The following is a 12910-nucleotide window of genomic DNA, read 5'->3' as shown; positions in this document are numbered from 1 at the left end:
ATATAGTCTATTGTAATATCATTTGTATTCGTTATTAAAATAACTTTATTTTTCATTTACTTAAATTATATAATAAAAATTAAAATAGTTAATTTTATATAAAATTAGAAAAACATATTTGAGTCATCATCATGTTCATCCTTGTTAAATGTTTTCGTATGCAATCCTAAAATATTTAATTCAAAGTCATCTTCCTCTGGGAAAAATTCAGTGCTTGTTCTGCCGTGTAAAAAATTATTATGTTCATCTATTAAGGGCATACCATTATCTTTTGTAACATTCATATCCTTATCATAATTATACTCAAATGTTTTCTTATCTTTATAAGAAATTCTATTAATAATATTTTTTAGTATATATGGTTTATGCATATACTTCTCCTTAAAATTTTTAGTGTTTAATTATAATAACATATGTTTTATAGTAAAAGTAAAATTTTTATTTTGTAAATATCGTAATATTTATAAATCTATTTAAATTGTATAAATTTAATACAAAACCACCCCCAAAACTGCGGAAATCAATATTATAACCACTATTGGAAGTTTTTTCATTTTCAAAAATATTGATAAAGCGAAAATGAATATTCCGATTGGACTTATATACTTAAAAATGTTTTGAATAAAATCTACATTTCTTAATATCGAAGTTTCCGTGAGTTTGACAAAAAAAGCGTCTTTTGAAAATGTAATTACTGCCGAAGCTATCAAAGCGACAGCGCATACTCTCAAAGCATTCATTATCGCGTTAAATTGTTCGTTTTCTTTTATTTTGTAGAAAAATTGAGAGACAATCATTGTGATAAAAAATGCGGGGACAAATATTCCTAATGTGGCAAAAAAAGAGCCTAATATTCCCGCGACTCTATAACCAACGAAAGTAGCCGAATTAATTGCAATCGGACCGGGCGTTATTTGAGATATTGCAACCAATTTTGAAAATTCCGAAGCGGTTACCCAGCCGTAATCTTCCAAAATTCCTAATAAAAGCGCGATTATAGCGTAGCCGCCTCCGTAAGTGAAAAGTCCCAATTTTGCGAAAACATAAAAAAGTCTGAAATAAATCATAATTTTTTCCTTATATTTTTATCCGCTAAATAATAAATCCATCCGATTAAAGCGGAAATTAAAAGCGTATATATAACATTAAATTTTAAAAATACTACAAGAATAAAACTCAATAAAAAAAGTATAACGGTAAATTTATTTTTAAGAACTTCCTTTCCCATTCCGTAGGCAGATAATAATATTAATCCCGCTATCGCTCCTTTGATTCCCAAAAAAGCTTTATTAACATATTCCAAATTCTGAAATCTTTCAAATATTGGCGCTATTATAAGTATTATTATAAAAGACGGAGTCATTACGCCGATGCCCGCCATAATTCCGCCCAATATTCCAGCAATTTTAAATCCCGTAAGTAGCGAAGTATTTACGGCAATAACCCCGGGAATACTTTGAGCCAGAGCGAAAACATCAATTATTTCTTCTTTGGTTAGAAATTTTCTTTTATTTACAAATTCATCTTCCATTATCGGAAGCATTGCAAGTCCGCCGCCTATTGTGACGAGTCCGATATAAGAAAATGATATAAACATAGTCCAAAATGACGCTTTTTTTTCTTTTGTATTTATATTATCGTTTTTTTTCGTTTCCATGAATTTATTTTCCGTTTATTTTTATTTGAAATTATTACAATTTAATAAAGATAATAAATAGATTATATCAATTTAATTAATTGTCAACGATTTTATTTTTATTTAGTTCTTGACTTTATGGCAATATAATTTATACTAATTTGCAAATGTCAAATTTAAGTTTTAAAGTAGTGGATTGGGATTTCTTTTCTCCAAATATGAATAAAGAATATATTTTAAGCAGATTAAACGAAAACATAAATATATCTTACGGAGACGCTATGCCCGATTTGGATTTTATTCCGAGAGCGCAGAGAAGAAGATTCAGCCAAATAACGAAATATGTTTTTGAATCGGTTAAAAATCTTATAAAAGAAAACGAGCAGATTCCGATTTTCTTCGTTTCAAAATACGGAGAGATTAATCAGCAGTTTAATATGTCTAAAAAAATAGTAACCGAGCATGAAGTTTCGCCCGCATTATTTAGTTATTCGGTTTTCAATACGGCGATTGGACAGCTTACGATATTTTATAAAAATAACGCGAGAGCGGTTTCAATTACTTGTTATGAAAATTTTTTGGATACGATTCTTTTGCAGGCGATTTCATGTTTGAATAATTCGAGCGATTATAATAAAGCGCTTTTAATTATAGCGGATGAAAAACTTCCGCAAAGTTATGAGGAAATATCGAAAGATAAAAATTATTCTTTTGCGTTTTCGTTTATCATATCGGTAGATAAAAACGAAAGCGATATAAATATTGAAATAAAAGATAGTGAAGATAAAAAAGACGAAAGTTCTATAATTGATTTTATAAAATTTATTTCTACAAATCAAACCGATTTAAAATTGGGAAAAATAGAATTAAATAAAATAAAACAAAATTAAAATATAAAGAAAAATAAAAAAATATAAAAACAAAAAAATAAAAAATATTTAGGAGAATTAAAATGGAAAATCTTGAAAACGAAATTAAAAAAATCATTATTGAGGTTGCAAATCTCGAAGACATGACAGTGGACGATATTGACAACGACATGCCTTTATTTGGAGAAGAACTCGGACTCGATTCGATTGACGCTTTGGAAATCGGAGTAGCCGTTAGAAAGCATTTTGAAATAACATTTTCCGATATTGAAGAAAATAATAAAAAGCATTTCTATTCGGTAAACACTTTGGCAAAATATATAAGAGAAAATTCTAAAAAACAATAAAAATAAAAAGGATATTATTATGCGAAAATTGAGCGAAACAAATTTTTATTCTTTGAAAGATTCTGAAGAAAGTTTTTTGATTCATAAAGAAAATAAATATCAAATAAGTTATAAAGATTTTGTAATCGATATTGCAAAATCGCTGGATTATATTTCCAAATTAGATAAAGACACGATTACGATTTTTATAGACAACGCTTATTATTTTATAACCGTTATTTCCGCGGCGCTTTTGCTAAAAAAGAAAGTCAATGTTCTTAATAACAATAGCCCAAAATATGTGGATAAAATAGTTGACTATTCTATGGTTTATATATCGGACGATGAAAAATCGCATGTTTCCCTTAAAAATATTTTTGACGGAGAATTTGACGAAAAATGGATTGATTTTTTGAAGTCGAATAAAATAGACGAAAATCTTAATGTCAATTTCTATACTTCGGGTTTTACTGGTTTTCCAAAATTGATTGAAAAAACTTTGAAACAGTTCGAGGCGGAAGCGTTGAAAATAATCGGAGAATTCGGCGAAGGTTTGAAAGATTCGATATTCGTTTACAGCGTTCCTCATTATCATAGCTACGGTTTCGTTTTCGATTTTTTAGTTCCTTATATTTTGGAATTGAAATTAGCCGATAACAGAATAAATTATTTGGAAACTTTGAATAATTTTGAAGAATATAAAAATATTACTTTCATAACAAATCCCGCGTTTTTGAAGAGAATAGATAAATCTTCTTTAAAAATAAAATCAAAATGGACGGTTTTTTCTTCAACGGGAGCTTTGGATAAAGAAGTGAACGATTTATGCATAGAAACTTTTAATACGGACGCTATAGAAATTTACGGAAGCACTGAAGGCGGATGTATGGCTTATAGAAAGAGAAGCGAAAAAGATTTGTGGACGAGAGTAAAAATAGTGAAGCTTAAAGTTAATGAAAACGGAAGTTTATTTTGTTCTTCGGGCTATACGGGAGAAGGATTTTGGGTGCATGTCGGCGATGTTGTCGACATGAAAAACGAAGACGAATTCGAGCTTTTGGGAAGAGAAGATTCCATAGTTAAAATTGAAGGAAAGAGAATAAGCGTTCAGCAAATAGACAGACAAATTTTGGAAGATAAAAATTTTAAAGACAGTTATACAATTTATTGCAAATCGGAAAATAGAGAATATGTGGCGTCTTTTATAGTTTTGAGCGATGCGGATGCGAATGAAGATAATATGAGAAAATATTTAAAAGATTATTTGAAAGGATATTTCGATAAAATTGTAATTCCTAAAAAGATATATTTTACCGATATAATTCCAAGAACGGAGATGGGCAAAATAGACAGAAAACAGCTTGACGCCATAATGGAAAAATTTGAAGTTTTAAATAAATCTTATGAAGTATAAAAATTATAATTTGAAGCATAAAAATGAAAATATATTTATAGCGGAAGTTTTTATATCCGAAGATTTGCCTTTTTTTGACGGGCATTTTGAAAATTTTAAATTGCTTCCCGCTATAGCTCAAATTAAAATCGCAGTCGATATTGCAAAAGAAATATTTGAAACTAATTTTGCCGTTCAAAAATTATCGAAAGTAAAATTTGTCAATATGATTTATCCGAATACTAAAGTAAATATCGAAGGACATTATTCAAACGATTATCTATCTTTTAAAATATACGATAACGATAAAAAATATTCCGAAGGCAAAGCGCTGCTTAAAATATTATGAAACATTGGACTGAAGAAAAAGAAATAGGAAATAAATGGAAAATAAATTTATCAAGATTAGTTTATAGAATATTCGGAAGAAATTTAATGATAATTTATTTGATATTTCCCGTAAGTTTTGTTTATTTTATTTACTATTTTATAAGCGGAAGAATAAAAGCCTCGAAAGATTTTCTAAAAAGAATTTCAAAATATAATAAAAAAGTAAAAGCGAATATTTTTCATTATTATAAACATTTGGTTTCTTTTATAGTTACAGTTTGTGAAAAATTTGCTGCTTGGAACGGAGACATACCTTTGAAAGATTTGACATTGAAAACGAAAGAAGATTATGATAAAATTATAGATTTGCTCGAACGAAAAAAAGGAATTATAATATTATTCGCTCATTTGGGAAATATAGAACTTTTAAAAGCTTTAGCTGCGATAAACGAAGGAAATCCTATTCAAAATTGCAAGATAAATATTGTGATGGATTTTAACATGAATAAAAATGTAAATATAATGATAGCTTCGGCGAAAAATAGCAAAGATAATTCGGTTGATTTTATAGACGCAAAAAATATAGGTCCCGAAACTATAATATCAATGGAATCGAAATTAAATAACGGAGAGATAATAGCGATTGCTGGAGACAGAACTTCGAGCAAAAGCGATAAATTTAATTTGGTTAATTTTTTGGGAGATGATGCTCCATTTCCTTACGGCGCTTTTTTGATTCCCGTTTTACTTAAATATCCGACTTATTATTTTTTCGCTTTAAGAGAGCAGGATAAAATAATTCCGAAAAGATACGATTTTTATATTTACGAATCGAAAATTATTTCAAATATTCAAAATAAAAGAATAACGAAAAATGACAAATCTCAAATTGTGCTTGAACTTACGAAAGAATTTGCAGATATTGTAGAAAAGCATGTTATAAAATATCCTTATCAATGGTATAATATGTATTGTTTTTGGAATCAAGAAAATTAAAATCAAGGAATTAATATAATGAAAAAAGTTTTTATTTTAAAATGTTTTATCTTAATATATTTTCTAACTTCAATGTTTTTAACGGCGCAGATTAAAAGCGAATATAAAGACGCTAAATTACTTAAAGGAAATTATAAACAGATTTTATATTTTAACAGAAATAAAAAATCTTTTGAATCTTCGGGAGATTTTTTTGTGGCGAGCGGATACGGAATTTGCTGGTTTACCAAAAAACCGAAAGAGTCTATAACCGTAATGGGCGAAAAAAATATTTCTATGATTCTTCCAAACGGCGAAAAAAAAATATTATCGGATTCAAATAACGCGATGTTTTCCCAAATAGCTGATACGATAAAATCAATTTTTACTTACGATGAAAAAGCGATAAACGAATCTTTTGATAAAAGCGAAGACGAAAATAAAAATATAATTTATACTCCGAAAAATGACGATTTGAAAAAAATATTGAATAAAATCGAAATTGAAATATCCGAAGAAGGCTATATTGAAAGAATAAGAATATATAATAAAAACGGCTATACGGAATATATAATGAATATTTTATACGCGGGAAACGAGATAACGGATAATGAAAAAAAATATTTTGAATAAAAAAATTTTATTATGGCTAATCGTTCATTTGTCAGTTATTTTATTATTTTTATTTAGATTTAACGATAGAGCAAAAATAGAAACTAATTTTTTATCAATCGCTCCGAAATTTGAAGAAAGTGAAGATTTTCAAAATAGCGTTGAAACATTTTTTTTACAAAATTCAAGCGAGATTAAAATTTTAGCTGAAAGCGAAGATTTTGATAAGGCTAAAAATTCGGCTATAGAAATAGAAAATTATATAAAACAAAATTTTAAAAATGCGGAGGTTAATTTATATTCTAAAAATTATGACGATATTTTGGAAACTATTATAAAATATAAATACCAGCTTATATCTAAAGAAATTAGAAACGCTCTTTTGGATAATCAAGGCGATAGGATAGCGGAAGAAGGCATTGCCAATTTTTACTCGCCGTTTTTTATTCCGATAGTAGACAATATTGAAGACGATATTTTTTTTGTTTTAAATTCAAAACTTATGGAACTGCTTCAAAATAATAATAATGTCGAAACGAGAGACGGAATTAATTTTATAAATTATGAAGAAAAATTTAATATTTTGATTAATATAGATATTCCTAAAAAATTTGACAGCATGATTTTTTTTGACGGATTAACCGAATTATTAAAAAAAATAGAAAATGACGAAGAAGTAAAAATATATATTTCGGGCGTTCCTATTCATGCGTATTACAGTCAGAAATCGGCTCAAAGAGAGATAACGATAATATCCGCGGTTTCTTTGATTTTTATATGTTTAATATTTTTATTTATATTCAAATCGGTGAAACCTTATATAATTTCTATGATTTCGATTGCCGTATCTTCCGCCACTTCGTTTTTTCTGCTTTCAATATTGCTCGATTCTATTCATATATTTACTTTTGTTTTTGGAACGAGTTTGATTGGAGTGTCGCTCGATTATTCTATACATTTTATAACCGAATGGTATAACGAAAAAGAGAAAAAAGAAGTTTTGAAAAAAATATTTCCGAGTATGAGTTTAAGTTTTATGACGACAATCGCAAGTTATTTCGCTTTATCTTTAACTTCGCTTTCGCTTTTGAAACAAACCGCTTTATTTTCAATATTCGGACTTACAAGTTCGTTTTTAACCGTGATTATAATTTATCCTATAATTTTTAGTAGTGACAGTCGTTTTTTAGGAGAAAATATTTTGAATAAAACTAAAAATATATTGAGCGGTTATGTCAATTTTTTAAATATTAAATTTATTTTGTTCTTGATTTTATTCGTTATTTTAATTTCGATAATAAATATTCCAAAATTAAAAGTTAATTTTTCTTCAAATCAGCTTTATAATCCTCCAGATTTTCTTGCAGAAAGCGAAACGGAAGTTTATAAAAGATTAAATTCTTCTTTATCAAAAAATATAATTATATCGAGAGGCGATTCTTTAACGGACGCGTTAGAAAACGAAGAAACATTGGAAAACTATTTTACGAATTACAGCGCAATTTCAAAAGTTTTTTATTCGGAAAAAAGACAGAGAGAAAATATAAAACTTGTTGAAAATAATTTAATGCCTTTATTAAAAAAACAAACGGAAGATTTGGGATTCGATAACGAAGTTTATAATAAAATAAAATCGGAATTTGAAAATATAAAAAACGAAATTCTTAATATTGAAGATTTAATTGAAAACATGAGCGAATTAAAAAAACTTATCGTAAAAAATGACGGAAAATATTTTATAATTTCCACAACGGACGAAACCAAAACGAAAATTATAGAAAACGAAAACATAAAAATATTTAATATAAACTTTGAAATAAACGAGGCTTTGGATAAAACGGCAAGAACGGCGATAAAAACCGCGCTAATCGCATATATAATAATATTTTTCTTTATGATAATTTTCTTCAATAAAAAACACGCTATTGCAATAATTATGATTCAAATAATTTCAATTCTTATAAATTTGAACGTTCATTCGATATTTAATTTGAGTATAAATATATTTTCCGTATTCGCTCTCATACTTTCTATTGGAATATCGATAGATTATTGCATTTTCTTTTCAAAAAGCAAAGCGAAAAAAGAAGTTACATTTTTATCGATATTTTTGTCAATGATTACGACAGCGTTATCTTTCGGAACTTTATCTTTCAGCGGATTTATTCCCGTTAAATCTTTCGGATTATTTTTATTTATTGGAATACTTACCGCGTTTTTGTTATCGCCCGTTCTTTTGAAAATCGATTCTTATAAAAATTAATCGTTAGTTTTTATATGTTTTATATAATGCCTGAAATATAAAGTCAAAATAATTGCTATAATCATTATAATCGCCGCATATATTGACAAATTTTTATAAGCGATTCCGTAATGTATGAGCAGTCCGCCGTATTTTGCACCGATTGCATTTCCCAAATTAAAAGAACTTTGATTGAAAGTCGAAGCTAAATTCGGCGCGCCTTTCGCCTGTTCAACAACCAAAGCCTGAAGCATAGGACAAACCGCAAATCCCGTTATGCTCCAAACGAATAGAGTCGCTATCATAGGAATAACTTTTGTATTGACATATAACATTATAATTTGAATAATCACTATTATAAACATAATCGAGATTAAAGATTTTATTAAACTTTTATCTCCGAGTTTTCCTCCCGTTAAAGTTCCTATCGAAAGTCCCGCTCCTATCCAAAATAATATTTTTACTACGGTGGATTTATCAACCATAGTAACTTTTTGAAGAATCGGGTCGATATAAGTAAATATTGTGAATAAACTTGCGGAAGTTAGAACCGATAAAATAAGCGGAATGAAAACTCTTCTATGTCTTAAAATTTTAAACTCTCCGATAATGTCTCCGCTCGGCATTGGCAATTTTGACGGAATAAATTTTAATAAAGCTAAAACGGCAAGAATTCCTATTGCGCTTACAAGCCAAAATGTAGCTCGCCATCCGAACTGTTCGCCAATATGCGTTCCTACTGGGACTCCCAATATATTTGCCAAACTAACTCCCATAAAAACCAAAGCTATAGCCTGCGATTTTTTATTTTCGGCTACCATTCCCGCCGCCACAACCGAAGCTATTCCAAAGAAAGTTCCATGACATAAAGCCGCCAAAACTCTCGCAACCATTAAGAAATGATAACTTGTAGATAACGCGCATAAAATATTGCCAATTATAAACATGCACATTAAAGAGAGAAGGGCGATTTTTCTTGAAAGTTTCATCGTAAGAATGGCAAGCAAAGGTCCGCCGACAACAACTCCCATTGCATACATAGTAACCAAAGAACCAGCTTGAGGTATCGTAATTTTCAAATCTTCAGCTATTTCCGACAATAAACCCATTATTATATATTCGCTCGTTCCTATTCCGAATGCAGAAAATGTAAGCATAAATATTGCAAAAGGCATTTTAATCTCCTAAAATATTTATATAAAATTTTATAATTCGACAAAGATTTTATAATTAATTTTGTATATGTCAATGATAATATTTAAATTATTTCAATCTCTCTTCTATCAAACTTTCCAGCCTGTTTAGAATTTTCTCTCTTCTTTCCCAAAGATAATCAACCATAGAATCGTTAATTTTTATTTGGTTTTGAAAAGCGTCAAATAATTTTTCATCTCTATTCAATTTTTCGATTTCTTTCAAAAGCGCCGAATTGTCTTCGCCTTTTCTATAAAATAATAAAGCGTTTTTATTTACTAAATCCAACTCAATATTTTCGTCTCCCCAATAAATTGGAATGCATCCCGCTCTAAACGAATCAAATAATTTTTCGGTTATATAACCATCGCTAACTGTATTTTCGGGACAGATATTAAATTTGAAATCTCTTAAATATTCTATTTTGTTATTATTAAATTCATTTTTTAAAGTGTCGTCATTATGGAGCAATTTTCCCGCTAAAAGCCTCTTTTAATAACGACTTTTTTAATAATAATAAATTCTCTATATTTTCATTATTTAATCTTTCGATTTCGTCCATCGCCTTAAATTTTTTGTCTAATATCGAAACTATTTCTTTTTGAGTTTCTAACGGAGGTAATGGAATTTTTATTTTTGAATATTCTGCAATCCAATATCTTTTATGTGTATCGCTTCTATGATAAAGAATTTGCATTAAATAATATAAAAATTTAATATCAGCTTTTCCGTTAAAGCGTAAGATTTTCATTGCAGATGATTTAACTTTAAAATGAAAATCTACAAATTTTGTATCAGTCGTAAAATCGTCAAATATAATAACGGGAGTTTGAGTAAATATACCATCCGTTTCATTTGTATAACCTAAAATAAAACTTTTTCCAGCAGTTAAAACAGGCGTTTTGTAATTGTCATTATATTTAGTGGACTTTACTATATATTTTGTTGGTTGTTCATATTTCAAACATTCTCCAAAAGTCGATTGTGTCCAGTCGTTAGGTAATTTATTCATGATTTGATTATATATTTTATTATTATAATAAGCAAATTTTATAAAGTTAGGTTTTATTTATGTTAAAAAAATACAAAAAATTTAACATATTGGCTCAATATGTTAAAAAAATTGAAATATTTTAACATATTAAAATATTTTATAATAATAACGAATACATAATTCTTTATTCTTCCAACGAAATCAAAACTTCTCTCGGTTTGCTTCCATTTTCTGGTCCCACTATTCCCTGACGCTCCATTATCTCCACTATTCTTGCAGCGCGGTTATATCCGATTTTTAATCTGCGCTGTAAAAACGATGCGCTCGCTTTTCCCGTTCTTGCCACAAGTTTAACGGCGTCTTCCCATAGTTCTTCGTCAAGTATATCTTCTTCGTCAGAATTTCTATCGTCTCCATCGCTTCCTTCCAAAGCGGCTATCAAACTTTCGTCAAACATCGGAGACATTATGCCCGATAAATAATCGACAACTTTTTTTACTTCGTTATCGGAAACGAAAGCGCCCTGTATTCTTTCGGGCATTTGACTTCCAGACGCACAAAATAAAGCGTCTCCTTTTCCCAATAATTGTTCCGCTCCCGACATATCTATTATGATTCTTGAATTTGTTTTATTCGGAACTTGGAAAGCTACTCTTGTCGGCAAATTAGCTTTAATAACTCCCGTCACGACATCCGCCGAAGGTCTTTGAGTTGCGATTATCAAATGTATTCCAACCGCTCTGCTCATTCCCGCCAAACGCGAAATTAAATCTTCTACTTCTTTTGAAGCGACAACCATCAAATTGTGAAGTTCGTCTATAACCAAAACTATATAAGGAAATAATTCCAAAGGTTCGCCGTTGAATTCAGTTTCGCCTTCTTTTATAAGCTGTTTTACTTTTTCGTTATAAGTTTTTACATTGCGGACAAAAAATCTTTCCATTCGCTCATATCGTTTTTCCATTATATCTACGATATATCTCAAAACTATCGTTGCCTTTTTCTCGTCCGAAACGACTGGAGACATTAAATGCGGAATTCCGTTATAAATTGAAAGTTCGACTCTCTTTTTATCGACAAATATAAATTTAAGTTCATCTGGACGGAATTTATATAAAAGCGAAAGAATTATTGTGGACAAACAAACACTCTTTCCGCTTCCCGTAGTTCCCGCAACTAAAAGGTGTGGAGCTTCCGACATATCCGAAACCACATTATTTCCGTAAATTCCTTTTCCCAAAACGAACGGAATATCCAATTTGGAATTTCTAAAATCCACGCTTTCCAAAACCTCGCGCAAATAAACGGCGTTTCTCACTTTATTCGGTATTTCAATTCCGATAACCGAACGACCGGGAATCGGCGCTATTATTCTAACGCTCTCCGAAGCCAAAGCCAAAGCTATATTGTCCGTAAGATTCGCTATTTTTGAAACTCTCGTTCCAGCGGCAAGTTCGAGTTCGTATCTCGTAATAACCGGTCCGCGCGAAACTCCCGTAACTTTAGCCTCGATATTAAAATCAAGCAAAGTGTTTTCAAGCTGAATAGCAGTCTGTTTTATCGATTCCATCATCGCGTTATCGTTAATAGGAATCGCTCTATTTAATAAATCGAAAGGCGGATATTGATAATGTTTGTCGACATATTTAGCGTCAAAATTGGACTGTATCAAATCCAAATCGCTTTTCGTTCTTCTAATTATTGCTTTATGATTGTCGTTTATGATATTTATTTTTTTATCGGATTCAATATTTATAAAAGACGGAGATTCATTATTATTTTCTTCTATCTCTTTAAAATTTATATTATTTAAATTCTGTTTTTATTCTATAAAATTGTTATTGTTTTCATTTATTTCTTTTATTTGAATATCTTCTATATAATTGGGATTATCTTCCGTTTTGTATAATTCTTCTTCGTCCAAATCGAATTCTTCCAATTTGTCGTCCGTATGATAATTAAAATTATTATAATTATTATAATTTTCTGGAATATGGTTCGAGCGATTATATTCTCTTTTTGCGGCGTATCCCATATTAAATTCAAAAGGTTTATTTGAATTATTTATATTATTTGAAGTTGAAACATATTCTTTATCGTTAGTCGTTTTATTTTTATTAACCATATTTCTTAATTTTGAAAGAATATCCTCTTTTTTACGATTAAAATCTTCTTTATTATTGGATTTATTATTTGAATTATATTGATAATAATCGTTTTCTCTATTTTCTAAATCGTTATTTTGAAAATTATAATCTTGCAAATTATTTTGATTATTTTGACTAGCTTTATTTAAATAATTTGAATCATAAGAATTATTTAAATTATTAAAATTATTT

Annotated in this window: 13 protein-coding genes and 2 pseudogenes; 7 read left to right on the top strand and 8 right to left on the bottom strand. The window is 29.0% G+C overall.

The genetic code is table 11. The features are described from left to right. Positions 1–104: 104 nt before the first annotated feature. The 3 genes from ACR0QS_RS05710 to ACR0QS_RS05700 all read right to left on the bottom strand — a co-directional run bounded on the left by ACR0QS_RS05710 (position 105) and on the right by ACR0QS_RS05700 (position 1657). Entirely contained in the window at positions 105–371 is a 267-nt protein-coding gene (locus ACR0QS_RS05710; protein ID WP_432632478.1) for a hypothetical protein, read from the bottom strand. A 117-nt stretch (positions 372–488) separates the two neighbouring features. Further along, on the bottom strand, positions 489–1067 hold the full coding sequence (locus ACR0QS_RS05705) for a chromate transporter (protein ID WP_432632477.1): 579 nt from the start codon (positions 1065–1067) through the stop codon (positions 489–491). Then, complete coding sequence (locus ACR0QS_RS05700; protein ID WP_432632476.1) at positions 1064–1657, bottom strand: chromate transporter; 594 nt, start codon at positions 1655–1657, stop codon at positions 1064–1066. Before ACR0QS_RS05700 ends, ACR0QS_RS05705 begins: the two co-directional genes overlap by 4 nt. 146 nt (positions 1658–1803) lie before the next feature. Between ACR0QS_RS05700 and ACR0QS_RS05695 the strand changes: the two genes are divergently transcribed. The 7 genes from ACR0QS_RS05695 (at position 1804) to ACR0QS_RS05665 (ending at position 8404) form a co-directional block, all read left to right on the top strand. Then, a complete protein-coding gene (locus tag ACR0QS_RS05695) occupies positions 1804–2526 on the top strand; it encodes a beta-ketoacyl synthase chain length factor (protein ID WP_432632475.1) in 723 nt (240 codons plus the stop codon). 62 nt (positions 2527–2588) lie between these two features. Next, a complete protein-coding gene (locus ACR0QS_RS05690; RefSeq protein ID WP_432632474.1) occupies positions 2589–2852 on the top strand; it encodes a phosphopantetheine-binding protein in 264 nt (87 codons plus the stop codon). A 19-nt stretch (positions 2853–2871) separates the two neighbouring features. Further along, the gene (locus ACR0QS_RS05685; RefSeq protein ID WP_432632473.1) at positions 2872–4245 is read left to right on the top strand and encodes an AMP-binding protein; all 1374 of its coding nucleotides are present in this window, start codon (positions 2872–2874) and stop codon (positions 4243–4245) included. Continuing rightward, positions 4235–4573 carry an ApeI family dehydratase gene (locus tag ACR0QS_RS05680; RefSeq protein ID WP_432632472.1) on the top strand — a complete coding sequence of 113 codons (339 nt, stop codon included), beginning with the start codon at positions 4235–4237 and terminating at the stop codon, positions 4571–4573. Before ACR0QS_RS05685 ends, ACR0QS_RS05680 begins: the two co-directional genes overlap by 11 nt. Continuing rightward, positions 4570–5550: a glycosyl transferase family 2 gene (locus tag ACR0QS_RS05675; RefSeq protein ID WP_432632471.1), complete on the top strand. Its 981-nt coding sequence runs from the start codon at positions 4570–4572 to the stop codon at positions 5548–5550. The genes ACR0QS_RS05680 and ACR0QS_RS05675 overlap by 4 nt, the downstream gene beginning before the upstream one ends. A gap of 18 nt (positions 5551–5568) precedes the next feature. Continuing rightward, complete coding sequence (locus tag ACR0QS_RS05670; RefSeq protein ID WP_432632470.1) at positions 5569–6162, top strand: LolA family protein; 594 nt, start codon at positions 5569–5571, stop codon at positions 6160–6162. Then, complete coding sequence (locus tag ACR0QS_RS05665) at positions 6140–8404, top strand: MMPL family transporter (protein ID WP_432632469.1); 2265 nt, start codon at positions 6140–6142, stop codon at positions 8402–8404. Before ACR0QS_RS05670 ends, ACR0QS_RS05665 begins: the two co-directional genes overlap by 23 nt. On the opposite strand, the gene ACR0QS_RS05660 is transcribed toward ACR0QS_RS05665, so the two are convergent. From ACR0QS_RS05660 to ACR0QS_RS05640, 5 genes and pseudogenes are all read right to left on the bottom strand, one after another. After that, positions 8401–9558, bottom strand: coding sequence for an MFS transporter (locus ACR0QS_RS05660; protein ID WP_432632468.1), 1158 nt, complete (start codon positions 9556–9558; stop codon positions 8401–8403). The genes ACR0QS_RS05665 and ACR0QS_RS05660 overlap by 4 nt on opposite strands. Before the next feature lie 88 nt (positions 9559–9646). Then, positions 9647–10048 (bottom strand): glycosyltransferase family 10 domain-containing protein, encoded by a 402-nt coding sequence (locus ACR0QS_RS05655; RefSeq protein ID WP_432632467.1) that lies wholly within the window; start codon positions 10046–10048, stop codon positions 9647–9649. Next, entirely contained in the window at positions 10038–10589 is a 552-nt protein-coding gene (locus ACR0QS_RS05650) for a restriction endonuclease subunit S (RefSeq protein WP_432632466.1), read from the bottom strand. The genes ACR0QS_RS05655 and ACR0QS_RS05650 overlap by 11 nt, the downstream gene beginning before the upstream one ends. A gap of 166 nt (positions 10590–10755) precedes the next feature. Then, positions 10756–12360 (bottom strand): annotated as a pseudogene (locus tag ACR0QS_RS05645) (DNA translocase FtsK); the annotation flags it as partial. Positions 12361–12393: 33 nt separating this feature from the next. After that, positions 12394–12910, bottom strand: a pseudogene (locus ACR0QS_RS05640) (hypothetical protein); the annotation flags it as partial.

This window comes from Brachyspira sp., assembly GCF_050873525.1.
Taxonomy (GTDB): domain Bacteria; phylum Spirochaetota; class Brachyspiria; order Brachyspirales; family Brachyspiraceae; genus Brachyspira.
This window is presented reverse-complemented; position numbering and strand designations above follow the sequence as displayed.